The sequence below is a fragment of the Microbacterium ginsengiterrae genome, from assembly GCF_014205075.1.
Taxonomy (GTDB): domain Bacteria; phylum Actinomycetota; class Actinomycetes; order Actinomycetales; family Microbacteriaceae; genus Microbacterium; species Microbacterium ginsengiterrae.
Map to the genome: position 1 here is coordinate 772,556 of NZ_JACHMU010000001.1, position 26,611 is coordinate 799,166.

26 protein-coding genes are annotated in these 26,611 nt (G+C 69.7%); 13 read left to right on the forward strand and 13 right to left on the reverse strand.

What is annotated here, in order from left to right; genetic code table 11:
- The first annotated feature begins 106 nt into the window (after window positions 1–106).
- The 4 genes from HD600_RS03895 to HD600_RS03910 all read left to right on the forward strand — a co-directional run bounded on the left by HD600_RS03895 (window position 107) and on the right by HD600_RS03910 (window position 3,109).
- Window positions 107–727, forward strand: a complete 621-nt coding sequence (locus HD600_RS03895; protein ID WP_184281641.1) for a hypothetical protein — start codon at window positions 107–109, stop codon at window positions 725–727.
- A complete protein-coding gene (locus tag HD600_RS03900) occupies window positions 727–1,326 on the forward strand; it encodes a hypothetical protein (protein ID WP_184281644.1) in 600 nt (199 codons plus the stop codon). The genes HD600_RS03895 and HD600_RS03900 overlap by 1 nt, the downstream gene beginning before the upstream one ends.
- Window positions 1,323–1,571 (forward strand): helix-turn-helix domain-containing protein, encoded by a 249-nt coding sequence (locus tag HD600_RS03905; RefSeq protein ID WP_144792872.1) that lies wholly within the window; start codon window positions 1,323–1,325, stop codon window positions 1,569–1,571. Before HD600_RS03900 ends, HD600_RS03905 begins: the two co-directional genes overlap by 4 nt.
- A gap of 125 nt (window positions 1,572–1,696) precedes the next feature.
- Window positions 1,697–3,109 carry a dicarboxylate/amino acid:cation symporter gene (locus HD600_RS03910; RefSeq protein WP_184281646.1) on the forward strand — a complete coding sequence of 471 codons (1,413 nt, stop codon included), beginning with the start codon at window positions 1,697–1,699 and terminating at the stop codon, window positions 3,107–3,109.
- A gap of 73 nt (window positions 3,110–3,182) precedes the next feature.
- On the opposite strand, the gene HD600_RS03915 is transcribed toward HD600_RS03910, so the two are convergent.
- The 6 genes from HD600_RS03915 to HD600_RS03940 all read right to left on the reverse strand — a co-directional run bounded on the left by HD600_RS03915 (window position 3,183) and on the right by HD600_RS03940 (window position 9,428).
- Window positions 3,183–4,316, reverse strand: coding sequence for a Gfo/Idh/MocA family protein (locus HD600_RS03915; protein WP_338402135.1), 1,134 nt, complete (start codon window positions 4,314–4,316; stop codon window positions 3,183–3,185).
- On the reverse strand, window positions 4,313–5,152 hold the full coding sequence (locus HD600_RS03920; RefSeq protein WP_184281648.1) for a carbohydrate ABC transporter permease: 840 nt from the start codon (window positions 5,150–5,152) through the stop codon (window positions 4,313–4,315). The genes HD600_RS03915 and HD600_RS03920 overlap by 4 nt, the downstream gene beginning before the upstream one ends.
- Window positions 5,145–6,134 (reverse strand): carbohydrate ABC transporter permease, encoded by a 990-nt coding sequence (locus HD600_RS03925; RefSeq protein ID WP_184281650.1) that lies wholly within the window; start codon window positions 6,132–6,134, stop codon window positions 5,145–5,147. The genes HD600_RS03920 and HD600_RS03925 overlap by 8 nt, the downstream gene beginning before the upstream one ends.
- 69 nt (window positions 6,135–6,203) lie before the next feature.
- The gene (locus HD600_RS03930) at window positions 6,204–7,535 is read right to left on the reverse strand and encodes an ABC transporter substrate-binding protein (protein ID WP_184281652.1); all 1,332 of its coding nucleotides are present in this window, start codon (window positions 7,533–7,535) and stop codon (window positions 6,204–6,206) included.
- A 52-nt stretch (window positions 7,536–7,587) separates the two neighbouring features.
- Window positions 7,588–8,685, reverse strand: coding sequence for a Gfo/Idh/MocA family protein (locus HD600_RS03935; RefSeq protein WP_184281654.1), 1,098 nt, complete (start codon window positions 8,683–8,685; stop codon window positions 7,588–7,590).
- Window positions 8,682–9,428: a TIM barrel protein gene (locus tag HD600_RS03940; RefSeq protein WP_184281656.1), complete on the reverse strand. Its 747-nt coding sequence runs from the start codon at window positions 9,426–9,428 to the stop codon at window positions 8,682–8,684. The genes HD600_RS03935 and HD600_RS03940 overlap by 4 nt, the downstream gene beginning before the upstream one ends.
- Before the next feature lie 170 nt (window positions 9,429–9,598).
- On the opposite strand from HD600_RS03940, the gene HD600_RS03945 reads away from it, so the two are divergent.
- A complete protein-coding gene (locus HD600_RS03945) occupies window positions 9,599–10,786 on the forward strand; it encodes an ROK family transcriptional regulator (protein ID WP_184281658.1) in 1,188 nt (395 codons plus the stop codon).
- A gap of 17 nt (window positions 10,787–10,803) precedes the next feature.
- On the opposite strand, the gene HD600_RS03950 is transcribed toward HD600_RS03945, so the two are convergent.
- Entirely contained in the window at window positions 10,804–12,516 is a 1,713-nt protein-coding gene (locus HD600_RS03950) for a cation:proton antiporter (RefSeq protein ID WP_184281660.1), read from the reverse strand.
- 27 nt (window positions 12,517–12,543) lie between these two features.
- Entirely contained in the window at window positions 12,544–12,822 is a 279-nt protein-coding gene (locus tag HD600_RS03955; RefSeq protein WP_184281662.1) for a MerR family transcriptional regulator, read from the reverse strand.
- A gap of 120 nt (window positions 12,823–12,942) precedes the next feature.
- Between HD600_RS03955 and HD600_RS03960 the strand changes: the two genes are divergently transcribed.
- The 3 genes from HD600_RS03960 (at window position 12,943) to HD600_RS03970 (ending at window position 14,868) form a co-directional block, all read left to right on the forward strand.
- The gene (locus tag HD600_RS03960; protein ID WP_144792890.1) at window positions 12,943–13,365 is read left to right on the forward strand and encodes an Hsp20/alpha crystallin family protein; all 423 of its coding nucleotides are present in this window, start codon (window positions 12,943–12,945) and stop codon (window positions 13,363–13,365) included.
- 160 nt (window positions 13,366–13,525) lie between these two features.
- Complete coding sequence (locus tag HD600_RS03965) at window positions 13,526–14,566, forward strand: LLM class flavin-dependent oxidoreductase (RefSeq protein WP_144792893.1); 1,041 nt, start codon at window positions 13,526–13,528, stop codon at window positions 14,564–14,566.
- Between the two features lie 92 nt (window positions 14,567–14,658).
- On the forward strand, window positions 14,659–14,868 hold the full coding sequence (locus tag HD600_RS03970) for a methyltransferase (RefSeq protein ID WP_144792897.1): 210 nt from the start codon (window positions 14,659–14,661) through the stop codon (window positions 14,866–14,868).
- A 42-nt stretch (window positions 14,869–14,910) separates the two neighbouring features.
- Here HD600_RS03970 and pheA read toward each other — a convergent pair whose 3' ends face one another.
- Window positions 14,911–15,861, reverse strand: coding sequence for a prephenate dehydratase (gene pheA, locus HD600_RS03975; protein ID WP_184281664.1), 951 nt, complete (start codon window positions 15,859–15,861; stop codon window positions 14,911–14,913).
- Between the two features lie 57 nt (window positions 15,862–15,918).
- Here pheA and pgm point away from each other — a divergent pair, with 57 nt between their 5' ends.
- Entirely contained in the window at window positions 15,919–17,562 is a 1,644-nt protein-coding gene (gene pgm / locus HD600_RS03980) for a phosphoglucomutase (alpha-D-glucose-1,6-bisphosphate-dependent) (RefSeq protein WP_184281666.1), read from the forward strand.
- Between the two features lie 10 nt (window positions 17,563–17,572).
- Here pgm and HD600_RS03985 read toward each other — a convergent pair whose 3' ends face one another.
- From HD600_RS03985 to HD600_RS04000, 4 genes are all read right to left on the reverse strand, one after another.
- Window positions 17,573–18,256, reverse strand: a complete 684-nt coding sequence (locus tag HD600_RS03985) for a ThuA domain-containing protein (protein ID WP_184281668.1) — start codon at window positions 18,254–18,256, stop codon at window positions 17,573–17,575.
- Window positions 18,253–19,236, reverse strand: coding sequence for a hydroxyacid dehydrogenase (locus HD600_RS03990; protein ID WP_184281670.1), 984 nt, complete (start codon window positions 19,234–19,236; stop codon window positions 18,253–18,255). Before HD600_RS03990 ends, HD600_RS03985 begins: the two co-directional genes overlap by 4 nt.
- 75 nt (window positions 19,237–19,311) lie before the next feature.
- The gene (locus HD600_RS03995; protein ID WP_184281672.1) at window positions 19,312–20,418 is read right to left on the reverse strand and encodes a glycerate kinase; all 1,107 of its coding nucleotides are present in this window, start codon (window positions 20,416–20,418) and stop codon (window positions 19,312–19,314) included.
- A gap of 217 nt (window positions 20,419–20,635) precedes the next feature.
- Window positions 20,636–21,583: a LacI family DNA-binding transcriptional regulator gene (locus HD600_RS04000; protein WP_184284685.1), complete on the reverse strand. Its 948-nt coding sequence runs from the start codon at window positions 21,581–21,583 to the stop codon at window positions 20,636–20,638.
- A gap of 153 nt (window positions 21,584–21,736) precedes the next feature.
- On the opposite strand from HD600_RS04000, the gene galT reads away from it, so the two are divergent.
- From galT to HD600_RS04020, 4 genes are read left to right on the forward strand one after another with little or no spacing between them, the layout of a single operon-like run.
- Window positions 21,737–22,921 carry a galactose-1-phosphate uridylyltransferase gene (galT, locus tag HD600_RS04005; RefSeq protein ID WP_338402136.1) on the forward strand — a complete coding sequence of 395 codons (1,185 nt, stop codon included), beginning with the start codon at window positions 21,737–21,739 and terminating at the stop codon, window positions 22,919–22,921.
- Complete coding sequence (galK, locus tag HD600_RS04010) at window positions 22,918–24,108, forward strand: galactokinase (protein ID WP_184281674.1); 1,191 nt, start codon at window positions 22,918–22,920, stop codon at window positions 24,106–24,108. The genes galT and galK overlap by 4 nt, the downstream gene beginning before the upstream one ends.
- A 43-nt stretch (window positions 24,109–24,151) precedes the next feature.
- Window positions 24,152–25,129 carry a UDP-glucose 4-epimerase GalE gene (gene galE, locus HD600_RS04015; RefSeq protein WP_184281676.1) on the forward strand — a complete coding sequence of 326 codons (978 nt, stop codon included), beginning with the start codon at window positions 24,152–24,154 and terminating at the stop codon, window positions 25,127–25,129.
- A gap of 10 nt (window positions 25,130–25,139) precedes the next feature.
- Window positions 25,140–26,606 carry a carboxylesterase/lipase family protein gene (locus HD600_RS04020; protein WP_184281678.1) on the forward strand — a complete coding sequence of 489 codons (1,467 nt, stop codon included), beginning with the start codon at window positions 25,140–25,142 and terminating at the stop codon, window positions 26,604–26,606.
- Window positions 26,607–26,611 lie beyond the last annotated feature (5 nt).

The window sequence follows — 26,611 nt, forward strand, 5'->3', positions numbered from 1 at the left end:
GCTCAAGGCCGTGTTCGCCGTCGGCATACCTCGCACTTGACGCTGTTATCGATAGTCGTTACGTTAACGATCATCGATAACAACGACTGTCGATAAGGAGTGTGAGATGAACAATCGGACCGGACGGATGCGGATGATCGAGGCCGTCACCCTGGGGGTGGTGGCCACCGGAGCGGTGAGCATCGCGATCGCATCGATCGTCAGCACGGTCGCCGACGCGGTGGAGATCTTCGGATCGCCCGTGACGGTGTCCCTCCCCGTCCACGGGGCCGACATGACGACACTGCAGGATGCTGCGGGCGTGGACTCGGCCGAGTACACGGAGGCGGCAGTGTCGCTGGCGACCGTGGATCCGGGCACCCGCTGGCTCCTGCTGCTGGAGACGGCCCTTCCCGCCCTCGCCACGGTGATCGTGTGCATGGCGCTCTGGTGGCTCGGCCTGTCGTTGATCCGACAGCGGACGTTCCGTCGCTCGATGCCCCACATCATCGGTGGCGCGGCGATCGGGCTCATCGTGGTCGGGATGATCGGCCCTCTCCTCGGCGGCTTCGCCCGCGCGCAGGCCGTCGAGCAGCTGACGGCGAGCGGTGCGGATACCGGCGAGTTCTGGTCGTTCCTGTTCCAGGTGGATCTCTCCCCGATCGGGTGGGGCATCGCCCTCGCGCTGGTGGCGACAGCGTTCGAGGTCGGCCAGCGGCTGCAGCGCGAGACGGAAGGATTGATCTGATGGACACGAAGCAGGCTAAATCCGAACGGAACGACCTGAACAGCGCGATCGTCACGGGTGCACTGGTCGTGGGCTGGCTGCTCTACGACGGCATCCGTCGCATCGCCGCCCTGTTCGCCGCGCCCGGCGCCGTGACGGTGTCGACGCCCGTGCCCGCACAGGACGTGACCATCTCCGTCGGAGCGGGCGCTCCGGCGACGGTGGATGCGGCGACGCTCACGGTCGCCGACGTGAACATGATCAGCGTGATCTCTCTGGTCCTCGCCGTCGCGCTGCCGGCGCTGTGCCTGATCGCCGTCGCCGTCATCGGGGTGCTCGTGTGCCGCCGGTTGCTGCGCGGCGTCGTCTTCGATCGGGTCAACACGAATCTGATCTTCACGATGTCGATGGGGATGCTCGCGGCCGGCCTCATCGCGTCGGCCTTCACGATCATGGGCCTCAACGGGGTCTTCGCCGCACTCGACGGCGAGTTCGACGACCAGTGGCTGATGTTCGCTGAGCAGATCCCGCTCCTTCTCGCCGCGCTCGCCCTCGGCGTGCTCGTGATCGTCTTCCGCCGGGGCACGGCACTGCAGAAGGAAACCGAGGGACTCGTATGAGCCCGGCCGCTGATGAGGAGGAGACCGGCATCCACTGCCGACTCGATGAACTGCTCAGCGAGCGCGGTATGACGCTCACGCAGCTGAGCGCGATCGTCGGGGTGAGCATCGTGAATCTCTCCGTGCTGAAGAACGATCGGGCGCGGGCCATCCGCTACTCGACGCTCCGGGCGATCTGCGATGCCCTGGAGTGCGAGGTGGGCGAGCTGCTGGTGCTCGCTCCGCCCGCTGAGCAGCCGCACTGAGTTCCGCCGTCCGGGAGGTCGGTCCGCCACCGTCATGGTTCGTCATCTCCGCCCAAGGAATGAATGAGGGCTCGTAGCGTTTCCTGTCGTGGCGCACCCACCAGCGCCCCTCGACTTGGAGACCCATGAGCACCACTGCACGCGCCGCCAAGGCGCCGGACACCCGCGGCCCTGTCCGCAAGCTGTTGACCTCGTTCGGATTCCAGATCCTCGCCGCCCTCGTCCTCGGGATCGCCGCCGGCCTCATCGGTCGACAGCTCGGCGCGACCGCGGAGAACCCGAACGGCTTGTCGGCGACACTGGACACCATCGGCAGCTCGTACGTCACGCTGCTGCGCGCCGCCGTCGTCCCCCTCATCTTCACCGCGATCGTCGCGAGCATCTCCAATCTCCGCCGCGTGCAGAACGCCGCGCGCCTCGCGGGGCAGACGCTGCTCTGGTTCGCAATCACCGCATTCATCGCGGTGAGCATCGGCATCGCCCTCGGCCTCGTCATCCAGCCGGGCGCCCGCGCCGGCGACGGACTGGAGCCGGGAGAGCCGTACGCCGTCGGCACCTGGTGGAACTTCCTCCTCGGCCTGATCCCGCAGAACTTCCTCGGGATCGGCGTGAGCAGCTCCTTCGACGCCGAGGCCGGCGCCGTGGCATCCACCGTGAACTTCAACATCCTCCAGGTCATCGTCGTCGCGGCCGTCGTCGGCATCGCGGCGCTCAAGGCCGGAAAGAAGGCGGAGCCCTTCCTCGCCTTCACCGAGTCCCTCCTCAAGGTCATCCAGCGCGTGCTGTGGTGGATCATCCGCATCGCGCCGCTGGGCACCTTCGGCCTCATCGGATCCGCCGTCATCAAGTACGGCTGGGAGAAGCTCGCCTCACTGGCATGGTTCGCCGCGGCCGTCTACATCGGTCTCGCGCTGGTCATCTTCGTCGTGTACCCGATCCTCGTCCGCGCCCACGGCCTGTCGATCACGCAGTACTTCACCGGCGTCTGGCCTGCCGTCCAGCTCGGCTTCGTCAGCCGATCCTCCATCGGGACGCTCCCGCTCACCGAGCGCGTGACCGAGCGCAACCTCGGCGTGCCGAGCTCCTACGCGTCGTTCGCCGTGCCGTTCGGCTCGACGACGAAGATGGACGGATGCGCCGCGATCTACCCGGCCATCGCCGCCATCTTCGTGGCGCAGTTCTTCGGGATCGAGCTCAACCTCATCCAGTACCTGCTGATCGTGCTCGTGTCCGTCGTCGGATCGGCCGCCACCGCCGGCACGACCGGCGCCACCGTGATGCTCACACTCACGCTCTCCACGCTCGGACTGCCCCTCGAGGGCGTCGGTCTGCTGCTCGCGATCGACCCGATCCTCGACATGGGCCGCACCGCCGTCAACGTCGCCGGTCAGGCCCTGGTCCCGACCATCGTCGCCAAGCGCGAGGGCATCCTCGACGAGGAGCTGTACAACGCGCCGCGCGAAGGGCTGCCGTTCGCCGACGACTCCGGTGACGACGAGGCGGATGCCGTGGCGCCCGAGCCCGCCACCGCACGCTGAGCCGCGACCACTCGCACGACCGGACCCCCGTCCCATCCGCTCGGATGCGACGGGGTCTCGTCGTTCCTCGGTCCTACCTCGTCGAGCCGGCCATCGCGCCTTCCAAGACGGAATCGGGCGTCGAGTCGACCGACTCCCAGCCGTCGGAGCGCGCAGCGGCCAGCACGGCCTCCGTCACCGCGGCCGCCCGTGCGCCGTCGGCGAATCGCGGCAGCCCGTCGGGCGCCTCGCCTCGGATGGCCGCGTAGCTGTCGCGGGCGAAGGCCGAGAAGGCGTCCAGATACCCCATCGGATGCCCGGCGGGCACGACCGAGAGCCGGGCGGCATCCGGCGAGAGCAGGGCGTCGTCACGCGCGATCGTCACCGACCCGTCAGCCCTGCCCCACCAGAGCTCGTTCGGCGTCTCCTGGGCGAACGCGACGGCGCCCTCGGCTCCGGACACCTCGAAGCTCAGGGCGTTCTTGCGTCCTGCTGCGACCTGCGACACGAGCACCGTGCCGACCACTCCCCCTGCTGTTTCGACGACGACCGCGGCGGCATCCTCGGTGTGCACCCGTTCCCCGTCCCGCTCCTCGTGCGCGGTCGACGTCCGCGCAGCGACCCGGACGATCCGCTCGCCGATGACGAACTCGAGGAGGTCGACGAGGTGCGAGCCGATGTCGGCGAAGGCCCTGGACCGGCCGCCGACCGCGGCATCCACCCGCCAGTTGCGCTCTGCGGCTCCCAGCATCCAATCCTGCAGATACTCGCCGCGGAGGGTGAAGAGGCGACCGATCCCGCCGGAGCGGACGCGTGCACGCGCCTCGCGCACCATCGGGTGGAAGCGGTACACGAACGGGACCGTGGCCACCCTCCTCGACTCGCCGGCGCGGGCGGCGAGCGCGTCGGCATCCGACAACGACGTCGCCAACGGCTTCTCGCAGACCACGTGCCGTCCGGCATCCAGCGCCGCGAGCGACTGCGGGAGGTGCAGCGCGTTGGGTGTGCACACGTGCACGACGTCCGCGCGGTCGATCAGTTCCTCGAGCGAACGAGCCGGCGCGGTGCCGAGATGGTGCGCCGCGCGCGCCGTGCTCTCCGGCGAGGAGGACAGCAGGGAGACGACCTCAGCCCCTGCGACGCGCGCCGCGTGGGCGTGCGTGCGGGCCATGAATCCGCCTCCGATGATCCCGACGCGGAGGCCGGCGCCAGGGTGCAGACCGCTCACTTGACCGCCCCCGCCGAGAGCCCGGAGATGAGATGCCGCTGCACGATCAGGAAGGCGATGAGCACCGGGAGCGAGATCACGACCGAGGCGGCCATCATCTGATTCCAGTACACATCCGTCTGCGACGCGTACGCCCTGAGCCCGATCGAGAGCGTCCTGGTGCTCTTGTTCGTCATGACGCTCGCGAAGAGGACCTCACTCCACGCGGTGATGAAGCAGTAGACCGTGACGGCGACGATGCCGGGGCGCGCGACGGGAAGTACCACTCGCCAGAGCGCTCCCCAGCGGCCGAGGCCGTCGATCATCGCCGCCTCCTCGAGCTCTCGCGGGATGGAGGCGAAGAACCCGGCCAGCATCCAGATCGAGAACGGCAACGAGAACGTCATGTACGTGATGACCAGCCCGAGATGCGTGCCGACCAGTTCCAGCCCGACGCCGCGCTTGATCTGGGAGAAGATCAGGAACAACGGCAGGAGGAACAGGATGCCGGGGAACATCTGCGTCGCCAGCACCGCGAAGCGGAACTGGCGGACTCCGGGGAAGTCGAACCGCGCCACCGCATAGGCGGCGAGGATCGCGAGCGCCACGGAGCACGCCGTCGCGCTCACCGTCACGATCAGGCTGTTCATGAAGTAGTGCGCCAGCGGCACGGTGTTCCAGATGTCGATGTACGGCTGGAACGTGATCTCGGTCGGGATCCATTCGAACAGCCCTCGGACGGCCGTGTTGGGCTTGATCGAGGTCGTGAGGATCACATACAGCGGGAGGATCACGAGCGCGCTGAGGAAGGTCAGCCCGACCGCGCGGAGGATGCGGAATCCGCGTGTCTCAATCATCGACGGTCTTCCCCTTCGGCATCACGAGGCGGATGTAGAAGATCGACGCGATGAGGAGCACGATCAGCAGCAGAGTGCTGAGGGCGCCTCCGACGCCGAAGTTCCAGATGTTGAAGGACTGCTGGTAGATGAGCGGGGAGATCAGCTGCGCCTCCTCGGGCGAGACGGGGCCGAACAGCAGGTACGGCACGTCGAACTGGTTGAACACCCACAGGCCGATCATGAGGAGCAGCACGACGTTGGCGTGCTTGATCATCGGCAGGGTGATGGTGCGGAACTGCCGCCACAGACTCGCCCCGTCCAGCGCCGCCGCCTCGTAGACCTCTTTCGGCACGGACTGCACCGCGGCGAGGAGCATGAGGAAGGCGAACGGCCAGAACTGCCAGATCGTCACGACGATCACGACGAACAGCGCGTTGCCGCCCAGCAGCCAGAAGGGCCGACTGTCGAGGATGCCGAGGTCGTCGACGAGGAGGCGGTTGATGACACCGTCGCGCTGGTTGAACATGAACATCCACGCGATGGTGGTGATGTAACCGGGCAGCGCGTACGGCACGAGGAAGAGGGTGCGGAAGAAGCCGTTGCCGCGGAACGAGTTCGCGAGCATCACCGCGGCGAACATGCCCATCGACCAGGCGATGCCGACGACGATCACGGTGAACACCCCGGTGCGCAGCAGCGCCGGCCAGAACTGCGACCCGACGGGGCCCGCGGGGTCGAGGCCCTCGATGAAGTTCCCGAGGCCGATGAACGGCGCCTTGAGCCAGTTGGCGATGTTGAACTGGTCCAGCGCGATGAACGCGATCCAGACACCCAGCACCATCGGGATGATGTGGATGAGCAGCTCCATGAGCGCTGCCGGGGTGATCAGCGCAAAGGGGAACCCGTATCCCTTGCTGCGGCGACGGTTGATGCGCCCGGTCGTGATGAGCTCGGTGTCGCGCGCCGACTCCCGGGATTCCTTCGATGCGAACAGGGTCATCCTGTCGTCCCTTCTGAGAGAGCCGGCCGGGCGCGAGCCCGGCCGGCTCCGAGAAATTCCTCGGATCGGTCACATCTGGGCTTGCGCGGCCTCGAGGGCCTTCCGGATCTCCTCCTCGCCCACGGTCTGCCCCTGCGCGACCTTCGCGAACAGATCGCTGACCGCCTGGCCGACCACGGTCTCCATCTGCGCCTCACTCGGGTACAGCGGCATCGGCTTGGCGTGATCGAGAAGCGTCTCCTGCTTGCTCTTGATCAACTCCGTGTCGAACGCGGGGTCGTCGTAGCCGTCGGTGACGACGGGAAGGGCGGCGAACTCCTTGTTCAGGTACGCCTGCTCTTCCGCGCTGGTGAGATGGGCGACGAAGTCGATCGCCGCCTCCTTGTTGTCGGAGTCGTCGAAGACGCTGATGTTGATGCCGGCCACGTGGCTCTGCGTCGCCTCCAGCCCTGTCGCGTCGGCGGTGAGCATCGGGATGGGCGCGACGCCCCAGTCCTCGAAGCCCTCGGCGATGAAGTTCTTCTCGGCACTCTGGTCGAACAGCATCGCCACCCGGCCCGAGACGAGGTCCGGCGGGACCATGTTGCCCTCGGTGAGTTCGGCGTTGGACGGGTCGACGACCTCGTGCACCGCCATCAGGTCGACCCAGTCCTGGACCCCGGCGACGATGGCGTCGTTCGCGAAGTCGGGGTTGCCGTCCTCGTCGTAGAGCTCTCCTCCGTGCTGCGCGCCGCGGATGAACGCCTGGTGGACGTTGTTCGCCACTCGCGCACCCGCAAGACCGAAGCCCCACTGGTCGATCGTGCCGTCGCCGTCGACGTCCTTCGTCAGCGCCTTGGCGTCCTCGACGAACTCGTCCCAGGTGGCGGGCGGCTCGGTGATCCCGGCCTCCTCGAACAACTTGGTGTTGTAGTACATGGAGTAGGTGAGGCCGTACAGCGGGACGGATGTGGGTGCCTCGCCCTCCGCGCCACCGGTGGCCCAGCTGGCCTCGACGAAACGGTCCTGGCCGCCGAGCGCCTCGAGCGCCTCACCCTCCCACGGCATGAACGCGCCGGTCGCCTGCATCGAGACCGCCCAGGTGTTGCCGATGTTCAGCACATCAGGAGCGTCTCCGGAGGAGATCGCCGCGAGGATGCGGTTCTGCAGGTCGGGCCACGGGATGACCTCGAGTTCGACTTCGACGCCGGTCTCCTCTGTGAAGCGGGCGATCGACTCGGCCAACACCTCCTCGTCGTTCTCAACGGACGTGCCCTGGTTGCTGGCCCAATAGGTGATCGTGCCGCCGGAGCCGTCACCTCCCCCGTCCGATGAGGCGGAGCAGCCGGCCAGGCCTGCGCCGAGGACGGTGACGGCGCCGAGGGCGATCCATCTCTTCCACTGCGATGCGTTCAATGCCATGTTCTTCCTTGCTCTTCTTCGAGGTTTCGGACTACGGGCGGGACGCTGTGTCTCACAGGCTCGGCGCGGCCGGGTCCCATGCCGCGTCGAGGGTTTCGGGAAGCGTGACGGTGCTGTCGACCTGCACCGGCTGACCGCTCTCCGCGGAGGCCGCGATCGCGATCATCACTTCGAGGACGTGGAATGCCAGCTCTCCCGGCACGCGCTCCTGGCGCCCCGACCGGATCGCCTGGGCGAGTTCGACCACACCCGTACCACGGCTGTAGGTGGAGCCCTCGGCCGGGATGACGCGCTCACCCTCGATGGAGTGGATGACGGTGTCGCCGTCGAACATGTTGGGGTCGGGGAGCACGGCGGTACCGGTCTCTCCGGCGATCTCCACGAAGCCGGCGCGCTTGAGGTGCGAGTCGAAGCTCAGCACGAGCTGGGCGCTCCCGCCGTCGCGGAACTCCACCAGCGCGCCGATGTGCGTCGGCACCTCGACGGGGAACTCCGTGCCCGCCTTCGGCCCTGATCCGATCGTGCGGGTCTTCCGGCTCTGCGAACCCGTCGCGAAGACCCGGCTGACCGATCCGAACACCTGCACGAGCGTGGTGAGGTAGTACGGCCCGACGTCGAACAGGGGCCCGGCGCCGAAGGCGAACAGGAACTCGGGGCTCGGATGCCACGACTCCGGCCCCGGCGACTGCAGCAGCGCGATCGCCGTCAACGGGGTGCCGATCTCACCGGAGCGGATCGCGCGGAACGCGGTCTGCAGACCTGCTCCGAGGATCGTGTCGGGGGCGACGGCGACCCGCACGCCGGCGGCGTCCGCCGCCTGCGACAGCTCACGAGCACTGGCGAGGTCGAGCGCGTACGGCTTCTCGCCCCAGACGTGCTTGCCCGCCGCGACCGCCTGCAGCGCCACGTCGACGTGCACGGCGGGAATCGTCAGGTTCACGACGATCTCGATGTCCTCGTCGGCGAGCAGCTGCTCGTACGAGCCCGATGCGCCGACTCCCCACTTGGCCGCCTGCGCTGCGGCACGTTCGGTGTCGAGATCGGCGACGAAGCGCACCTCGAGGTCGGAGAACGCCGTGAGGTTCTCCAGATACTGGTCGCTGATCGTTCCGGCGCCGACGATGCCGACGCCCACACGTGACCCGGTCATCCCTCGAGCTCCTTCAAGTGGTCGAAGCTGGCGCGCAGCGCCTCGAACACGTCGCCGGCGTGGTCGTCGAGCTCGATGACGCGCATCGACCGCGGCGAGGCGGCGAGGATGTCGGCGATGGGGAGGACTCCGGCCCCGACGGCCACCTGGTCGCGATCGACCTTCGTGCGAGGTCCGTCCTTCACATGGATGAACCGGACGCGGTCGCCCAGTCTCGTCAACAGCTCGGCGGCGGGCTCTCCCCCCACCTCCGCCCAATAGGTGTCCACCTCGAGGATGATGTCCTCCGGTGCCTCCTCGGCGAAGACCTCGAGCGCGGAGACACCGTCGATCCGCGTCTCCAGCTCGAAGGCGTGATTGTGGTACCCCACGGTGAGCCCACGGTCCGCTGCGCGCGCCGACACGTCGGCGAGTTCGCGGGCGATCAGGCGGATGTCCTCACGCGTGCCCCACCGCTCGACCGGCACGTGCGGGTCGATCACGGTGGTGACGCCGACGCGATCGGCGGCATCGAACACCGCATCCACGTCGGCATCAGCTCCGATGAGGTGCTCGTGCGCGCTCGGCGCGACGAGACCGGCCGCCGGAAGCAGCTCCGCGTACTGGTCGGCTCGCCGCACGAGCGCCCACGGTTCGACTCGACGGAACCCGATGTCCACGAGCCGCGCCAGAGTACCGGCGAGGTCCTGATCGACGTGATCTCTCACGGTGTAGAGCTGGACGGACAGTTCGTCTGCTGCCACGGAAGACTCCTTCGAAATGTGCCGAGAGGGGATGAGTCGCTGCGTCACATTCGTCGTGTCGCCGCTGACCGCCACTCACACTAGGATGACTTCTGTCGCCCGTCAACATAAGTTCGCAAAGTCGTCGACACCCTTCTTCAGGTGCGCCGCGAATATGGTTGACTGACGTCATGATGCCGCCGACTGAACCCGCGTCGAGCGACCCGAGCGGACTGATCCGCCTCCTGCGCGACGGTCGCCAATGGTCCGTGTCCGAGTTGGCCGCGACGACGGGGGTCGCCCGCTCGACGGTCAGCCAGCGACTCGACATGCTCTCAGCGCTCGGTCTCATCAGCCGCGCCGAGCCCGGTTCCTCGACCGGAGGCCGCCCACCCAAGCGCGTCGCGCTGCTCGCCGATGCCCGTCTCGTGCTGGCGTTCGACATCGGCGCAAGTCACGCGCACGTCGGGGTGGCCTCGATCACCAGGGAGATCCTGGCGCACCGCCGCATCGCGATCGACATCGCCGCGGGTCCCGACCACGTTCTCGGCCAGGTCACCGAGGTCGCGGACGACCTGCTGGACGGTCTCGGGCGCGACCGATCGGTCGTCCTCGCGACCGGTGTCGGCCTGCCCGGCCCCGTCCACGCGGCCACCGGGCGCCCCGTGCGCCCGCCGATCATGCCGGGCTGGGACGGCTACGACGTGCCCGGGTGGCTGCATTCGCGCGATGGCATCCCGGCGTTCGTCGACAACGACGTGAATCTCGCCGCGCTCGGGGAGCACGACCGGTTCGGAGTCGGCGTCGACAACTTCCTCTACGTCAAGGTCGCGACCGGCATCGGCGCCGGCATCATCTCCGGAGGGATGCTGCTGCGCGGCGCACAGGGCATCGCGGGCGACATCGGGCACGTGAGGGTGTCGAGGGGCGAAGGCGTGTTCTGCTCGTGCGGCAACGAGGGATGCCTCGAGGCGCTCGCCGCCGGCCCCGCGATCGCACGCTCTCTGCGCGAGGCCGGCATCGAGGTGACCTCGTCGCGCGAGGTCGTCGCGCGAGTGGACGCCGGCGACGTCAACGCGATCCAGGCCGTCCGCCAGGCAGGCCGGGATCTCGGCGAGGTGCTCTCTGCGAGCATCAGCTTCCTCAACCCCTCAGTCATCGCGATCGGAGGACGAATGGCCGGGGCCGGCGAACACCTCATCGCCGGCGTGCGCGAGGTCGTCTACCGCCGGGCCATGCCGCTCGCCACGGTGGGACTGGAGATCCGCACCGCCCGCTCAGGCGAGCGGGCGGGCCTGATGGGTGCGACGGCGCTGGCGGCCGATCACGCACTCTCCCCCGCCGGGCTGTTGGCCCTGGCCGCACGACAGCACGTGTAGCGCCCGCGCCGTCGGCGCTATGCCCTCGACTGCGGCCGCGTGGCCCCCCGGGTGTCCAGCGCGAGCTCTTCCGCGTCGATCGCGGCCAGGAGCTCACGCATCAGCTCCTCGTCGAGGTTGTCCGCGTCGCGCTCGGCGAGCAGCACCTCCCGGCGCACGTGCAACCACCCTCGTGACAGTGCGACGAGGTCGTCGTACGAGGGCCGCGGCACCGAGTCCTCGACCTCCTGCGCACGGTCGGTGTCGTTCTCGACCCTCATCATCCGCTGCCGGAACGTGTCGAACGCCTTCAGCTCGGATTCGCCGTACTTCGCGGCCCAGAGCTCGCGCTGCTCGGAGAGGAACGCCGCGCCGGCCTCGCGGCTTCGCGCCCGCACCGACGCGATCGCCTTCGCGTCCTCCTTCTCGTCGACGTCCGCGGCGACGCCGAGACCGCGGATGAGCAGCGGAAGGGTGAGCCCCTGGAGCAGGAGGGTCGCGACGGTGACGATGAAGGCGACGACGACGATCGCATGCGAGGACTGCGAATCCAGTGCGGCGAGATCCGAGGCGGCGAGCGCCGTCGCCAGGGTGACCACCCCGCGCATGCCCGCCCAGGAGATGACCGCGTTGTCCTTCCAGACCAGCGCCGGTTCCGTCAGCCGGCGGCGCATCTGCTCCGCCGTGAGCGGTCGGCGCCCCGGCCGCGACCGGCGCACCTCGAACCGGCCGGATGCGACCATCCTCTCCCAGCGCTGCAGGCGCGCCCGTTCTCGCACGCGGGCCCAGGCATGGACGGGGTAGATGAAGGCCGGCCGCACCACGAGCACGACCGCCAGGACCGCCGCGGAGAGCAGGAGGATGTGCTCCACCGACTCCGACCCCAGGTCGCTGAGCACCCGGCGGAACGTCAGACCGATGTAGGCGAACACGAAGCTCTCCAGCAGCAGATCCGCCGAGAGCCAGAGCGGAGCCTCCTGCTGTCGCGTGGTGTAATCCGTGCGCGGCGCATTGAAGCCGACGTACAGCCCCATGGCGACGACGGCCAGCACACCGGAACCGCCCAGATGCTCGGCGATCGCGTACGCGCCGAACGGCACGAGAAGCCCGAAGGTGCCGATGACGACGGGGTCGGCGACGCGCATGCGCAGCTGATGCAGGACGAGCCCGAACACGAGGCCGATCACGACGCCCACCACGACCGCGACCACGAACTGCCAGACCCCGTCCCACACGGTGATCGTCGCCCCCGCGACGACGGCAGCGAACACGCGGTAGAGCGTCAGCGAGGTCGCGTCGTTGATGAGGCTCTCGCCGGAAAGCACCGTCATGATGCGCCGAGGCAGGCCGAGCTTCCGACCGATGGCGGCCGCCGAGACGGCGTCGGGCGGCGCGACGATCGCCCCGAGCAGCAGGGCACCCGGCAGGGTCAGCGACGGCAGGATGAGCCAGGCGACAAGGCCCACGACGACCGCGGTGAGCAGGACCAGCCAGATCCCCAGCCGCCGGATCTGGGGCAGACTGCGCTTGAATCCCACGAAGGAGACGTCGAGCGCCGCCGAGTACAGCAGCGGAGGCAGCACGATGTTCAGCAGCAGATGCCCGTCGATCTCCATCTCGGGGATGAACGGCAGGAACGACGCGGCGAGCGCGACGACGGTGACCAGCAGCGGCGCGGGCCACCCCCGCCATCGGGCGATCGCCGCCACCACGACCGCGCCGACGAGAACGAAGAAGAGCATCGCTTCCATCCCGGAATCGTATATCCGGCCGGTCGGTCACCGTCCGTCGGCGGCGTCGCGGAGGCTCTGATTCTCATCCTGCAGCTCGAGCACGCGGGCGATCCCGACGATGTTGATCCCGTCGCTGCGCAGTCGAGCAGCTCGACGGAGCCGGTCGATGTCATCGTCGCTGTATCGGCGCGTCCCCCCTTCGCTGCGCGCCGGTGTGAGCAGCCCCTTGCTCTCGAACAGTCGCAGCGTCGCCTCCGGCAGATCGACGAGCTGGGCGGCGACCGCGATGCCGTACACGGGGGTCCGGGAATCTCTCTTCGTCACGAAAATCCTTCGATCGACTTGAAATCTGATCACGCGTGTTCTATAAAAAATCTACAGCAATCGATGCAGATTATCTGCATCACCGTCAGCCCGTCCAGGGCCGCAAGAAAGGAGAAACACATGGCACTCACCTTCGATCCGTTCAGTCAGCTCGACCGCTTCGCCGCGAGCGTGCTCGATTCCGTTCGCGCACCGCGGCTGATGCCGGTGGATCTCTACCGCGACGGTGATCGGTACATCCTGCATGCCGACCTGCCCGGCATCGATCCCGGCTCGATCGATGTCGACCTCGACGGCACGCAGCTGTCGATCCGCGCGCAGCGCACGGCCGACTCCATGGAGGGCGTGCGCTGGCTCGCGCGAGAGCGCGGCGCCGGCGCGTTCCTCCGGCAGTTCACACTCGGCGAAGGCGTCGATCTCGATGGCATCAGCGCGTCCTACGAGAGCGGCGTGCTCTCCGTGATCATCCCGGTGAGCGAGCGCGCCAAGCCGCGCAAGATCGCCGTCGAGTCCGTCGAGCAGCCTCAGGCCATCAACGCCTGAGCCGTTCGGGGTGGGGCCGCCGCGCCCCACCCCGCCGACGTGAGCGAATCCCCGTCGGGCAGACGCTGACGGTCGCCGTCGCAGCCTGACCGCCGGTGCGACGGGCACGGGATCGACGGAACGGGGAATGCCGCGCACCCGTGCTCGGTTGCAGAGTTCGATGAACGACGTCGCGCTCTCCGTCCTCGACCTCGTGCCCGTGCGCACCGGTCAGACCAGCCCCCAGGCCGTATCGGCCTCCCTCGAACTCGCCGAGACCGCGGATCGGCTGGGATACCGCCGATACTGGTTCGCCGAGCACCACAACATGCCGGCCGTGGCATCCACCACTCCACCGGTCCTCATCGCCGCCGCCACCGCGCGGACGAAGACGATGCGGCTCGGGTCGGGCGGTGTGATGCTCCCCAACCACGCCCCGCTGATCGTCGCCGAGCAGTTCGCCGCGCTCGAGGCCATCGCGCCCGGCCGCATCGACCTCGGGCTCGGTCGCGCACCGGGCAGCGACCCCGTGATCACCCAGTTGCTCCGGGGATCCGGCACGACGAGCGACGTCGAGCAGTTCCCCCGTCACGTGCAGGACATCTCACTGCTCCTCGGCGGGGAGGGCGCCACCGTGCGCTTCACCTCCGGCGGCGAGTACGTCGTCCGCGCGACGCCGTCCGCCGTGAGCACTCCGGAGGTGTGGCTGCTCGGATCGAGCGACTACTCCGCGCAGCTCGCCGCATCCCAGGGCCTGCCCTACGTGTTCGCCAACCACTTCTCCGGCCACGGGCTCGAGCGCGCCCTGGACCTCTACCGCTCCGGATTCCAGCCGAGCGAGGCCTACCCGGAGCCGCGCACGTTCCTCACGATCAATGCCGTCGCCTCCCCCACGCAGGAAGAGGCGGAGGCGCGCGCCCTCCCCCAGCTGCGGATGATGTCGCGACTCCGGTTGAACAAGCCGCTCATCGCGCTCGAGACCGTCGAGGAGGCGTCGGGCGCGGAGCGCGACCCCGCGACGGAGCAGATCGTCGCCGAGGCGCGCTCGCGGTGGGTCGTCGGAACAGGCGACTCGGTCGCGGCAGAACTGCGAGAGTTCGCCGCCAAGCACGGCGTGGACGAGGTCATGATCTCCCCTGTCGCCGGCGCATACGCCGCCGAGGCGATGGATGCCGCGACCGGCCGAGCCCAGACGCTCGAGCTCATCGCCGCCGCGATGTGACCGTCCCGTCCCCGAGGGTGGCCGAATCCGTCGGGGGCGAGTACGGTCGGGCTCATCGGAGTGCCATCGGCGGCATCGAGAGGAGTTCAGTGGTGAGCAGCACGCGTACGCGCGGTCTCTGGGTCGCGCACGGGACGAATGGCGTGGTGGGCAGCATCCGCCACGATGAGGACGACTACGTCGTCGTGATGGCCGGAGCGGATGCCGAGACGGGCCGCTACCCGAGCCTCGAGGTCGCCAAGGGCGCCCTGCACTCGCACATGCCACCGGGGAGCTCCTGGCCGCGATACGCCCAGCACTGACGACCCGACCGTACGCCGGGTTCGATCATCGTCGCGCGGGTCTCAGACCTCGGGTTCACCGGAGATGAGCGCGCGCAGCCAGTCGCGCGCCTCGACGAACACCTCGTCGGCGTACCGGTCGGGGTACTGCACGATCCGCCGGTCGGCCCGAGGGTAGGACCCCAGGAACACCACCCGCGGGCTGAACCGGCGGATGCCGAGCAGCGCGTCCGCCATCCGCTCGTCGGCGATGTGTCCGTCCGCATCGATGACGAACCGGTACCGGCCCAGCGCGTCGCCGATCGGGCGCGACTCGATGAGCGAGAGGTTGATGCCACGGGTGGAGAACTGCTCGAGCATGTCGAGCAGTGCACCGGGGTGATCGTGCGGGAGTTCCACGATCAGGGAGGTCTTGTCCGCACCGGTGGGCTCCGGCGGCATGGTCGTGCGCGTCACGAGCACGAACCGGGTGACCGCCGAGGTGTTGTCACCGATCTCGGATGCCAGCACGTCGACGTCGTGATGCTGGACGATCCCCGGCGGGGCGATCGCGGCCTGCGCGGGGAGCGAGCCGTCGAGCACGCCGATCGCGGATGCCACGTTGCTGGCCGCCGGCACGTGCGAGTGCGCGGGAAGGTGCTCGCCGAGCCAGCCGTGGCACTGGGCGTACGCGACGGGGTGCGCCGCGATCACCGAGACGTCCTCGAGGGAGGTCCCCCGCGGAGCGACGAGCACGAAGTTCACGTTGACCAGGTATTCACCGATGATCCGGAGTCCGGGAAGCGTGGCGAGCGCATCCTGCGTCGTCGACACCCCGCCCTCGATGGAGTTCTCGATCGCGATCATCGCGGCGTGGCTGCGTCCCTCCAGGACCTCGGCCAGCGCCTCGCCGACGTTGTGGACAGGGCGCCAGTCCTGGCCTCGCGCCTCCGCCACCTGATCCAGTGCCGCTTCGGTGAAGGTGCCCGCAGGGCCCAGATAGCTGTATGTGCGCCGTTCAGTCACGCGTTTCACCTTAGCCCTGTGCCTCCATGCGTGCGCGGGCGGCCGGATCGGGGCAGACTTGGTTCCATGACCAGCCGCGCCGGCCTCCCTGCCGAGGACATTGACCTCATCGACGTCGACGAACTCATCGCCGCCTATTACGATCGACACCCCGATCCCGCCGACCCGGCGCAGCGCGTCGTCTTCGGCACGAGCGGCCACCGCGGTTCCTCGCTCTCCGGCAGCTTCAACGAGAACCACATCCTGGCCACAACGCAGGCGATCGTCGACTACCGCCGCGCCCAGGGCATCACCGGGCCGCTGTTCCTCGGACGCGACACCCACGCGCTCTCGCTCCCCGCCGAGCGCAGCGCGATCGAGGTCCTCGTCTCCAACGGCGTCGACATCCGCGTCGACTCCCGCGACTCCTGGGTGCCGACGCCAGCCCTCAGCCACGCGATCCTGACCTACAACCGCGAGCTCGCGCCCGATGCGCCGGAGCGCGCGGACGGCATCGTGGTGACCCCCTCGCACAACCCGCCCCGTGACGGCGGGTTCAAGTACAACCCCCCGCACGGCGGGCCGGCCGACACCGACGCCACCGGCTGGATCGCCGCGCGGGCGAACGAACTCATCGAGGGCGGGCTCGCCGACGTCCGCCGTGAGAGCTTCGCCGACATCGACTGGGACGCGCTGCCGAGTTACGACTTCCGCGACGCCTACGTGCGCGATCTCCTCTCGATCATCGACATCGACGCGATCAGGAGCGCGGGCGTGCGCATCGGCGCCGATCCGCTCGGCGGGGCCTCGGTGGAGTACTGGCAGCTCATCAAGGAGATGCATGGCCTCGACCTCACCGTCGTCAACCCCGAGGTCGACCCGACATGGCGCTTCATGACCCTGGACTGGGACGAGAAGATCCGGATGGACCCGTCCTCCCCCAACGCCATGGCATCGCTCGTCGCCAAGCGCGGCGACTTCGACGTCCTCACCGGGAACGATGCCGACGCCGACCGGCACGGCATCGTCACCCCGGACGCCGGCCTCATGAACCCCAACCACTACCTCGCCGTGGCGATCGACTACCTCTTCTCGCACCGCGCCGACTGGCCGCGGGATGCCGCGATCGGCAAGACGCTCGTGTCGTCGATGATCATCGACCGGGTCGCCGAGTCGCTCGGGCGGCGCCTGTTGGAGGTTCCCGTCGGCTTCAAGTGGTTCGTACCCGGGCTGCTCGACGGCTCCGTCGCCTTCGGCGGCGAGGAGTCCGCCGGTGCGTCGTTCCTCCGCCGCGACGGCAGCGTCTGGTCCACGGACAAGGACGGCATCCTGCTCTGCCTGCTCGCCGCGGAGATCATCGCCGTGACGGGCAAGTCGCCGTCGGAGCGCTACGCGGAGCTCGAGCAGGCCTTCGGCTCCTCGGCCTACCAGCGCGTCGATGCACCGGCGACCCCCGAGCAGAAGGCGACGCTGTCGCGGCTGTCGCCCGATGCGGTCACGGCGACGTCGATCGCCGGCGAAGAGATCACCGCCCGCCTCTCGCACGCGCCGGGCAACGGCGCAGCCATCGGCGGCCTCAAGGTCCAGACGGAGCACGCGTGGTTCGCCGCGCGCCCCTCCGGTACCGAGGACGTCTACAAGCTGTACGCCGAGAGCCTCAAGGGCCCCGACCACCTCGCCGAGGTGCAGGAAGAGGCCCGCGCCGTCGTGACGGCCGCCCTCGAGGCCTGATCGGGCGGCGTCAGGAGCGGGGTCGGGCGGCCCACAGGAGCCCTCGGCGGATCATCTCCGCCGTCTCCGGCACGTCGAAGTCGGACACCTGATGTCCGAGGGTGCACACGAACACGCGCCCTGCGCCCCATCGCCGCGTCCAGGTCACCGGCATCCGCACCGGCTCCGCCCACTCGGACTCGGGTGCGGGCTCGAACACCGAGTGCGCCAGCTCGATGCTGTGGCTGTCCGAGAGGATCCAGTACTGCTCGGTGCACACGCGGAAGTCCTGCAGACCCGCCGTGATCTCGGCATCCGCTGTCGGCGCAGGGTCGATCCGGATGGTGTGGTCGACGGATCCATCCGGGTGATGCAGGAACCGGGCACCGACCATGCGGAGGTAGGCAGGATTCGCGACGTTCGTACCGATGACACCGCCGTGCCACCCGGCGAACCCCGTGCCCGCACGCACGGCGGCGACGAGGTTCGCCTCCTGCGGCGCCGTCAGAGACCCCATCGACCAGCAGTGCACGATGAGATCGATCGCAGCGATGCGTTCCGCATCGTCGTAGACGGTGAGGTCCTCGACGACGGACACGATGAATCCGGCGGAGCGCAGTGCGGGGATGAATCGCTCCGTCGTCCCTACCGGATCGTGCCCCTTCCAGCCGCCTCGGACGACGAGCGCGGTCCGGGTGGACGCTCCGGCGTTCATGCGAGCACCTCCTGGTCGCGGAAGGGCTTGCCCTCGACGAACCGGCGAACCTCATCGACCGCGTGGCGACCCATGCGGTGCAGCTCGGTTCCCAGGGAACCGGCGATGTGCGGCGTGAGGACGACGTTCGGCAGCGTGCGGAGTGGATGATCGGCGGGAAGCGGCTCCGGTTCGGTCACATCGAGGATCGCCCGGATGCGCCCCTCGCGCAGCCGGGCGAGCAGCGTGTCCTGATCGACGACGCCCCCACGAGCGGTGTTGAGCAGCGTCGCTCCGTCGCGCATCAGCGCGAGCAGGTCGCCGTCGATCTGACCGCGCGTGTCCGCCGTCAACGGCTGGTGCAGCGAGACGATGTCACTGCCCGCCATCACTTCCTCGAGGGTGCACGCCCGCACGCCGAGCTCCTCGGCCGCCTCCGGGGTCAGCTCCGGGCTGTACACGCGCACGTCGAGCTCGTGGGGGCGCAGGAGAGCGATGAGCGCCCTGGCGGTCTGCGAGAGGCCGACGATGCCCACCTTTCGGCGGAGGTTGCCGGGGTGCGCGTGCGGTGTCTGCGGGTTCCCCCTGCCGGAACGCGAGAGGGCGAAGGCATCCTTGCCGTCGAGAAGGATCATGGCCAGGGCGTACTCGGCGACCGGGAACGCGTTCACGCGGCGCGCGTTCGCGAGCGCCAGACCGCGGTCGATCCATCCTCCGACGTCCTCCAGACACAGGGCGGCGACACCACCGAGGTAGACGAGCGCGCGCAGACCCGGCGCATCCGCCGGTGCGATGCGCGGTGCGCCCCACCCGGCGATGACGATGTCGGCGCCGCGGAGGGCCCGACGCCCTCGTTCGTCGCCGAGGTCGGTGATCACCTCGTCGTCGAGGGCGGCGAGCGCGCGCAACTCCTCGCGCATGGCAGCGGTGAACAGTTCGTCGGCGAGCGACGCCGGCGACATCATCAGTACGGCGGACGGGCGGATGTTCGGCCTCCTCATCGAGGGCGTGGGGACGGTCCCACGCTATCCCAGCGCATCCGCGGCGTACCCGGACGCACGCCGCGACGCCGACGATCAGTCCGACAACGACCGAGCGAGCGCGGCCCCCGCCTGCCGGAGATGACGCGCCGGCTCCGCCAGTGCGGCCTCCGCCGAACCGGCGATCTCCGTCAGCGACGCCACACCCGCGAAGAGGCCGATGTCCGCATCCGCGGTGATCCGCCCAGCCACCAGAGCCGCACGGGCTCCGGCCGAGGCGGCGAGACCGGCCACGAACGACGGCACCTTCCCGTCTCCGGATTGGCCGTCGTACGATCCCTCACCGGTCACCACGACGTCCGCGCCCTCGATCGTCGCCGCGAGGTCGAGGAGCTCGGCGACCTCCTGCGCCCCGGGGGTGAGTCGGGCACCCCAGGCGACGAGGGCTCCGCCGACACCGCCGGCGGCTCCTGTGCCGGGATGCTGCGCGTCCAGCCCGAGCAGGTCGGCGAGCCGGAGCAGTGCGTCGTCGACGCTCTCGATGTCGGAGGGCTCTGTCAGCCCCTTCTGCGGCCCGAACACCGCGGCCGTGCCCCGCGGACCGGTCAGCGGGTTCGTCACGTCGGTGAGCACGAACGTCTCCGGCGGGGGCCGCAGGCCGCTCATGTCGACCGAGGCGATCGCGAGGACACCGCGCGCACCGGCCGCGACCGGCGCGCCGCCGTCGTCGAGGAACCGCGCTCCGAGGGCGCGCAGCAGTCCGGTGCCGCCATCGGTCGATGCGCTCGATCCGATCCCCAGCACGAGACGGGAGACCCCGTGCTCGAGCGCCGCGGCGATCGCCTGTCCGAATCCGGTCGTGTCGGCTTCCCACGGCCGGAGCCGATCCATGAGTTCGATCCCGGACGTCGAGGCGAGATCGATGACGGCCGTACCGGCGGGGGCATCCTCGGTCGGCGGGAGCAGCAACCATGAGGTCCGCACCGACGCTCCCGCCGGCCCGTCCACCGTGATCGGCATCCGCTTCGCGTCGGCGACCGCAGCGGCGAACGCGTCGACCGTGCCCTCACCGCCGTCGGCCATGGGACGCCGCACGATCTCGGCCGCGGGGTCGACGCTCGCCCAGCCCTCGGCGATCGCCGTGGCGGCGTCCGTCGCGGTGATGGACCCCTTGAAGCTGTCGGGAGCGATGACGACCTTCATGCGGCGCGCTCCCAGCCGGGGGCGACGCTCGGCGCGTGGTCCTCGGGGCTGAGACGAGCGATCTCCTGGGGCATCGACGACGACCTCTCCGTCCGTGCGCGCGGGCGCGAATCCTGCCGCGAGCATTCTCGGGCACGATCGCCTGACACCGACACCGTAGCAACATCGCTCGCCGGCACACGCTGCATCGACCCGCCGGGTGCTCGATGTGCGTGACCTACCGCGTGCTCGACCTGTCGACGAGCCGCGTCGCGATCACGACGCGTTCCGGTGTCCGCGCCGCTCCGCCGTCCGCGGTCAGCGCCGTCACCGCCGCTTCGGCGAGCGCGGTGAAGTCCTGTCGGATCGTGGTGAGCGGGGGCTGATAGTTCGCGGCATCCGGCACGTCGTCGAACCCGATCACGCTCACCTCCTGCGGGACTCGCCGCCCCTGCTCCGTCAGAGCCCGGATCAGACCGAGCGCCATCTGGTCATTGGCGCTGAAGACCGCCGTCGCGTCTGCGAGCGACGCCGCCGCCGCGTGCCCGGAGTCCGCCGACCAGTCCCCCCGGACGAGCTCGGGAACCGGGGCGCCGGCATCCTGCAGAGCCTCTCGCCATCCGCGCTCCCGCTCGGACGCGGCGAACGAGTCGCCCGGGCCCGCGACGTGGTGCACGGTGTCGTGACCGAGGGCGAGGAGATGGCGGGTCGCCTCCGCGGCACCGCCCGCGTGATCGCTGCTCACGGCCGTGAAGCCGTGCGCGGCCGGGGCGTCGACGACGACGAGCCGGAGACCGTCGGGCAGGTCCGCGGCACGGGTGAGCGCCGATGCCTCGTTGAGTACGACGGCACCGTCCACACCCTGGTCCTGCAACCGCGCGAAGGCCTCTGCGATGTCGCCGACGGCGGTGACGACCATGAGGGCGTATCCCCGTCGTTCCGCGGCCTCCGCCGTCGCCTGCAGCATCCGGGAGTTGCCGACGGTCGCCAGAGTCGTGGCGACGAGGCCGAGTGTCTGCGAACGGCCGGTCCGGAGCGCGCGGGCCGCAGGATGCGGGCGATAGCCGAGCTCGGCCATGGCCTGTTCGACACGCGCGCGCGTCGCGGGGTCGACGCGGGGGCTCGCGTTCACCACGCGCGACACCGTCTGGCCGGAAACACCGGCACGACTGGCGACCATCGCCATCGACACCCGTCCGGTGGGTGGGCGGCGGGATCCTCGACGGTGCTCGGAGCGGAGCAGCTCGTCGAACGGTTCGTCGGTCATCGGCTGTTCCTCTCCGTCGGTCACAACTCCGGTGTGTTGACGTTATCATCGCGCCGCAGGTACCGTGTTGACGTGAACACGCACCATTCTCCGGAGTTGCGCACGACGGAACTCGGTGGCGGCGTCGTCAAGCGCGCCACGACTCTCGCCGACGGGCGCGACCTCATCTACTACGACGACCCGGGCACCACCCTCGGCCCCGAGCGCTCCGTCGACGCCCGCACCCTCGGGCCGCGCCCCGACACCGCGAGCATGCGCCTCGATGTGCTCACCGGTGACTGGATCACGGTCGCCGCGAACCGACAGAACCGCGTCATGATGCCCGGCGCGGATGCCGATCCACTCGCCCCGCAGACGCCGGGCAACCCCTCCGAGGTCCCGTCGAACTACGACGTCGCCGTGTTCGAGAACCGCTCCCCCGCATTCGGCCCCGCACTCACCGAGGCCACCGGCGGAGCACCGGCCGCATCAAACCGCCCGCGTGGCCTGGACGACCTCGACGCACTCGGGCTCGGACGCACCCGCACGGCGGTCGGCCGCTGCGAGGTCGTCTGCTTCAGCCCCGACCACTCCGGCTCCTTCGGCACCCAGTCCGTCACCCGCGCCCGCACCGTGATCGAGGCCCTGGCCGACCGCACCGCCGCGCTGTCGCAGCTCCCCGGCATCCAGCAGGTGTTCCCGTTCGAGAACCGCGGTGAGGCGATCGGCGTCACGCTCCCCCACCCGCACGGTCAGATCTACGCCTACCCGTACGTCACTCCGCGCACGGCCCGCACGCTGGAGAGCATCGACCGCACCGCCCCTGACCTCTTCCAGCGCATCCTCGACCACGAGCAGACGTCCGAGCGCGTCGTGCTGCAAGGAGAGCACTGGACCGCGTTCGTCCCCTTCGCCGCACGCTGGCCCCTCGAGGTGCACCTCATGCCGCATCGGCACGTGCCCGACCTCGCCGAGACGACCGCGGCCGAGCGCGATGAGCTCGCCCCGCTGTACCTCACGCTGCTCCGAGGCGTGGATGCGATGTACGACACCCCGACGCCGTACATCGCCGCCTGGCATCAGGCACCGGTGAACATCGGGCGCGACACCGCGCGCCTGCACCTGCAGCTGACGAGCCCGCGCCGAGGAGCGGACAAGCTCAAGTTCCTGGCCGGCTCCGAGGCCGCCATGTGGGCGTGGGCGGCCGAGGTCACCCCCGAGCAGGGGGCCGAGCGGCTCCGAGAGGCCATCGCACGCACCGAGGCGGTGACACAGTGAACGGCGACGCGTCCGGACGGCCGGAGGATGCGGCCGTCGCGCTGCTGCGCGACCTGACCGGCCGCGCACCGGAGGGCGTGTGGTCCGCGCCGGGGCGCGTGAACCTCATCGGTGAGCACACCGACTACAACGACGGGTACGTGCTGCCCTTCGCGATCCCGCACCGCACGTACGCCGCGGTCGCGCGACGCGATGACGGCCGCATCCGCGTCGCGTCGACGTTCGCGGATCGGCCGGTCGAGGTCGCCGTCGCCGACCTCCCCGGCCTCTTCCCCGCCTCGACCCCGTGGGCGGCGTCGGACGAGTGGGCCGCCTACCCGATCGGGGTCGCCTGGGCCCTGCACCTCGCGGGCGCCGCGGCCACAGGGGTGGACATCGCGATCTCCTCCGACGTCCCCGTCGGCGCCGGCCTGTCCTCCTCCGCGGCGATCGAGGGGGCGACGGCATCCGCGCTGAACGACCTCTGGGGCGCGGCTCTGGACGGCACCGCGCTCGCCGGAATCGGTCGTCGCGCCGAGAACGAGGCGGTCGGCGCACCGACGGGCATCATGGACCAGATGGCGTCGATGCTCGGCGAGACCGACTCCGCGCTCTTCCTGGACTGCCGCACGCTCGAGGCGCGGGCCGTCCCGCTCGGCATGGCCGATGCCGGTCTCGCCATCCTCGTCATCGACACCCGCGTGACCCACGCGCACTCGAGCGGCGGGTACCGCGAACGACGCGCGTCGTGCGAAGAGGGAGCGCGTCTCATGGGGGTCGCGGCGCTCCGCGACGTCTCCGTCGGCGATCTCGGCCGTGCGTCCGCTCTCATGAACGATGTGACCTTCCGCCGAGTGCGCCACGTCGTCACCGAGAATCAGCGTGTGCTCGACACCGTGGCGGCCGTGCACGCGAGCTCGCTCGAGGCGGTCGGTGACCTCCTCACCGCCTCGCACGCATCGATGCGGGACGACTTCGAGATCTCCGTCCCCGAGCTGGACACGGCGGTGCAGACGGCGCTGGATGCCGGGGCGATCGGCGCCCGCATGACCGGCGGAGGATTCGGCGGCGCCGCGATCGCGCTGGTCGCGCACGCGGCCGTTCCTGCCGTGTCGGATGCCGTGACGGCCGCGTTCGCGCAGTCGGGCTTCACCGCACCGCACATCTTCGAGGTCACACCGTCGGCCGGAGCGCGCCGCGACATGTGAGAGGGGATGCGAGGATGGAACCCTTGTGAGCGAGAGGAACCACATGTCCTGGATCGTCACCGGCGGCGCCGGCTACATCGGGGCGCACGTCGTCCGTGCACTCGCGGATGCCGGGCTGAGCCCGGTCGTCCTGGACGATCTCTCCAGCGGCGCCCTGTCGTTCGTCCCCGAGGGCGTGCCGTTCGTGCAGGGCAGCATCCTGGATCGGGAGCTCGTCGAGCGCGCCCTGCGTGAGCACGACGCGAACGGGGTCATCCACGTCGCCGGATTCAAGTACGCCGGCGTCTCGGTGCAGCGGCCGCTGCACACCTATGCGCAGAACGTCGAGGGCACCAGGGTGATCCTCGAGGCCATGGAAGCGGCGGGCGTCCACAACATCGTGTTCTCGTCATCGGCCGCGGTCTTCGGCACGCCGGATGAGCCGCTCGTCGTCGAGGACACCCCCAAGCGACCGGCGAGCCCCTACGGCGAATCGAAGCTCATCGGCGAGTGGATGCTGCGCGACCAGGCGATCGCGACGGCGGATTCGGAGCATCCTCTCCGCCACACCTCGCTGCGCTACTTCAACGTCGTCGGTTCGGCGGACCCCACCGTCTACGACGTCAGCCCGCACAACCTCTTCCCGATCGTGTTCGAGGCGCTGCTCGCCGGCCGCACGCCGCGCATCTTCGGCGACGACTACGACACCCCCGATGGCACGAACGTCCGCGACTACGTGCACGTCGGCGACATCGCCGCAGCGCATGTCGCCGCGGCGCAGCGTCTCGCCGGCGGGCAGAGCATCGAGCCGGCGTACAACCTCGGCTCCGGCGACGGCCTCTCCGTGAAGCAGATCATGGACGCCATGGTTCGCGTCACCGGGATCGACTTCACCCCCGAGATCGGCCCCCGCCGACCGGGAGATCCCGACCGCATCGTCGCCACCGGAGAACTCGCCGCGCGCGACCTGGACTGGAAGATGCGCTACACGGTCGACGAGATGGTGCGGACCGGCTGGGAAGCCCGCCGCAACGCGGAATGACGGTCCGCCCATGACCGATTCCCCCGTCGTCACCACCGCCTCCGGCCCCGTGCGCGGCTTCTGGCGCGACGCGGGCACGCCGGACGTCTCAGCGGCGTTCCTCGGCATCCCCTTCGCGAAGCCGCCGACGGGACAGCGTCGATTCGCCGCACCCGTGCCCCCTGAACCGTGGACCGAGCCGCTCGACGCCACGCAGTACGGCGCGACGCCGCTGCGCATCTCCGGTGACGACAACCTGATCCCGGAGCCGGCCGTCCCCGGCAAGAGCACGCTGAACGTCAACGTGTTCACGCCCGACCCCGACGGGTCGCGGCCGGTGCTCGTCTGGATCCACGGCGGCGGCTTCACCGAGGGGTCCCCCGCGAGTCACTGGTACGACGGGGCGCGGTTCAACCGGGACGGCGTCGTGACGGTGTCGATCTCGTACCGACTCGGGTTCGACGGGTTCGGGGAGATCGCCGGCGCGCCGACGAACCGCGGCGTGCGCGACTGGATCGCGGCCCTCGAGTGGGTGCAGCAGAACATCGCCGCCTTCGGCGGCGACCCGTCACGTGTCACGATCGGCGGACAGTCCGCCGGCGGCGGGGCGGTGCTCACCCTGCTCGGGATGCCGTCGGTGCAGCACCTGTTCCACCAGGCGATCGCGATCTCCGCCGCCCTCGGCGACGTGCCCCGAGAGACCGCCCGCGAGAGGGCCGAGCGACTCGCGGCCCTCGGAGGCGTCTCCGCCGACGTCGAGGGGTACCGCTCGCTCACCGAGAAGCGCATCCGACAGCTGCAGCCACAGGCGGCGACGCCTCGCAAGGGCATCGGATTCCTGCAGGACGTCCTCACCGTCGGCCTCCCCTGGGGACCGGTCATCGACGGCGAGCTCATCGAACGCCCCACCGTCGACTCGCTCGCCCGCGGCATCGGGGCCGACAAGCCGTTGCTGCTGGGAGCGACGGATGACGAGTTCACGATGGTCGCCGACGACGACGCCTCGAAGTTCTGGTGGGTTCCGGCCGGGCTCCTGCTGTGGCCCTTCCTCCGGGACCGTGGCGTCCGACGCGCCTGGCTGAGGGCGAACAAGGCGCAGCGCGCCAAGGGCAGCGTCGCCACGGCGGGGCGCTATGTCAGCGACAAGGTCTTCCGTGTGCTGGTTCCCCGGGTCGCCGAGGCACGGCGCGGCGACGGAGCGGACACGTGGGCATACGCGTTCTCATGGGTGTCCCCGGTGAAGAAGTGGGCATGCCACTGCCTCGATGTGCCCTTCTGGTTCGACGGGCTCGACCGGGACAAGGTCGCGAACCTCGCCGGCCCCCACCCGCCGCAGACGCTGGCGGATCAGATGCATGCGGCAGCGGTCGCGATGGTCACCTCAGGGGAACCGGGGTGGCCTGCATGGTCCACGACGCCCGGCACGGCGCGGGTGTTCGGCGGCAGCGGCCCTGATGTCACCGTGGACGCCTACGACAGCACCCTCGCCCTGCTCTGAGCCGG

Excerpts from the sequence above, each read along its gene's own strand:
- HD600_RS03895 (WP_184281641.1), top strand. The coding sequence starts at position 107 with ATGAACAATCGGACCGGACGGATGCGGATGATCGAGGCCGTCACCCTG.
- HD600_RS03900 (WP_184281644.1), top strand. The coding sequence starts at position 727 with ATGGACACGAAGCAGGCTAAATCCGAACGGAACGACCTGAACAGCGCG.
- HD600_RS03905 (WP_144792872.1), top strand. The coding sequence starts at position 1,323 with ATGAGCCCGGCCGCTGATGAGGAGGAGACCGGCATCCACTGCCGACTC.
- HD600_RS03910 (WP_184281646.1), top strand. The coding sequence starts at position 1,697 with ATGAGCACCACTGCACGCGCCGCCAAGGCGCCGGACACCCGCGGCCCT.
- HD600_RS03920 (WP_184281648.1), bottom strand. The coding sequence starts at position 5,152 with ATGATTGAGACACGCGGATTCCGCATCCTCCGCGCGGTCGGGCTGACC.
- HD600_RS03925 (WP_184281650.1), bottom strand. The coding sequence starts at position 6,134 with ATGACCCTGTTCGCATCGAAGGAATCCCGGGAGTCGGCGCGCGACACC.
- HD600_RS03930 (WP_184281652.1), bottom strand. The coding sequence starts at position 7,535 with ATGGCATTGAACGCATCGCAGTGGAAGAGATGGATCGCCCTCGGCGCC.
- HD600_RS03935 (WP_184281654.1), bottom strand. The coding sequence starts at position 8,685 with ATGACCGGGTCACGTGTGGGCGTCGGCATCGTCGGCGCCGGAACGATC.
- HD600_RS03945 (WP_184281658.1), top strand. The coding sequence starts at position 9,599 with ATGATGCCGCCGACTGAACCCGCGTCGAGCGACCCGAGCGGACTGATC.
- HD600_RS03950 (WP_184281660.1), bottom strand. The coding sequence starts at position 12,516 with ATGGAAGCGATGCTCTTCTTCGTTCTCGTCGGCGCGGTCGTGGTGGCG.
- HD600_RS03960 (WP_144792890.1), top strand. The coding sequence starts at position 12,943 with ATGGCACTCACCTTCGATCCGTTCAGTCAGCTCGACCGCTTCGCCGCG.
- HD600_RS03965 (WP_144792893.1), top strand. The coding sequence starts at position 13,526 with ATGAACGACGTCGCGCTCTCCGTCCTCGACCTCGTGCCCGTGCGCACC.
- pgm (WP_184281666.1), top strand. The coding sequence starts at position 15,919 with ATGACCAGCCGCGCCGGCCTCCCTGCCGAGGACATTGACCTCATCGAC.
- HD600_RS03985 (WP_184281668.1), bottom strand. The coding sequence starts at position 18,256 with ATGAACGCCGGAGCGTCCACCCGGACCGCGCTCGTCGTCCGAGGCGGC.
- HD600_RS03990 (WP_184281670.1), bottom strand. The coding sequence starts at position 19,236 with ATGAGGAGGCCGAACATCCGCCCGTCCGCCGTACTGATGATGTCGCCG.
- HD600_RS03995 (WP_184281672.1), bottom strand. The coding sequence starts at position 20,418 with ATGAAGGTCGTCATCGCTCCCGACAGCTTCAAGGGGTCCATCACCGCG.
- HD600_RS04000 (WP_184284685.1), bottom strand. The coding sequence starts at position 21,583 with ATGGCGATGGTCGCCAGTCGTGCCGGTGTTTCCGGCCAGACGGTGTCG.
- galE (WP_184281676.1), top strand. The coding sequence starts at position 24,152 with ATGTCCTGGATCGTCACCGGCGGCGCCGGCTACATCGGGGCGCACGTC.
- HD600_RS04020 (WP_184281678.1), top strand. The coding sequence starts at position 25,140 with ATGACCGATTCCCCCGTCGTCACCACCGCCTCCGGCCCCGTGCGCGGC.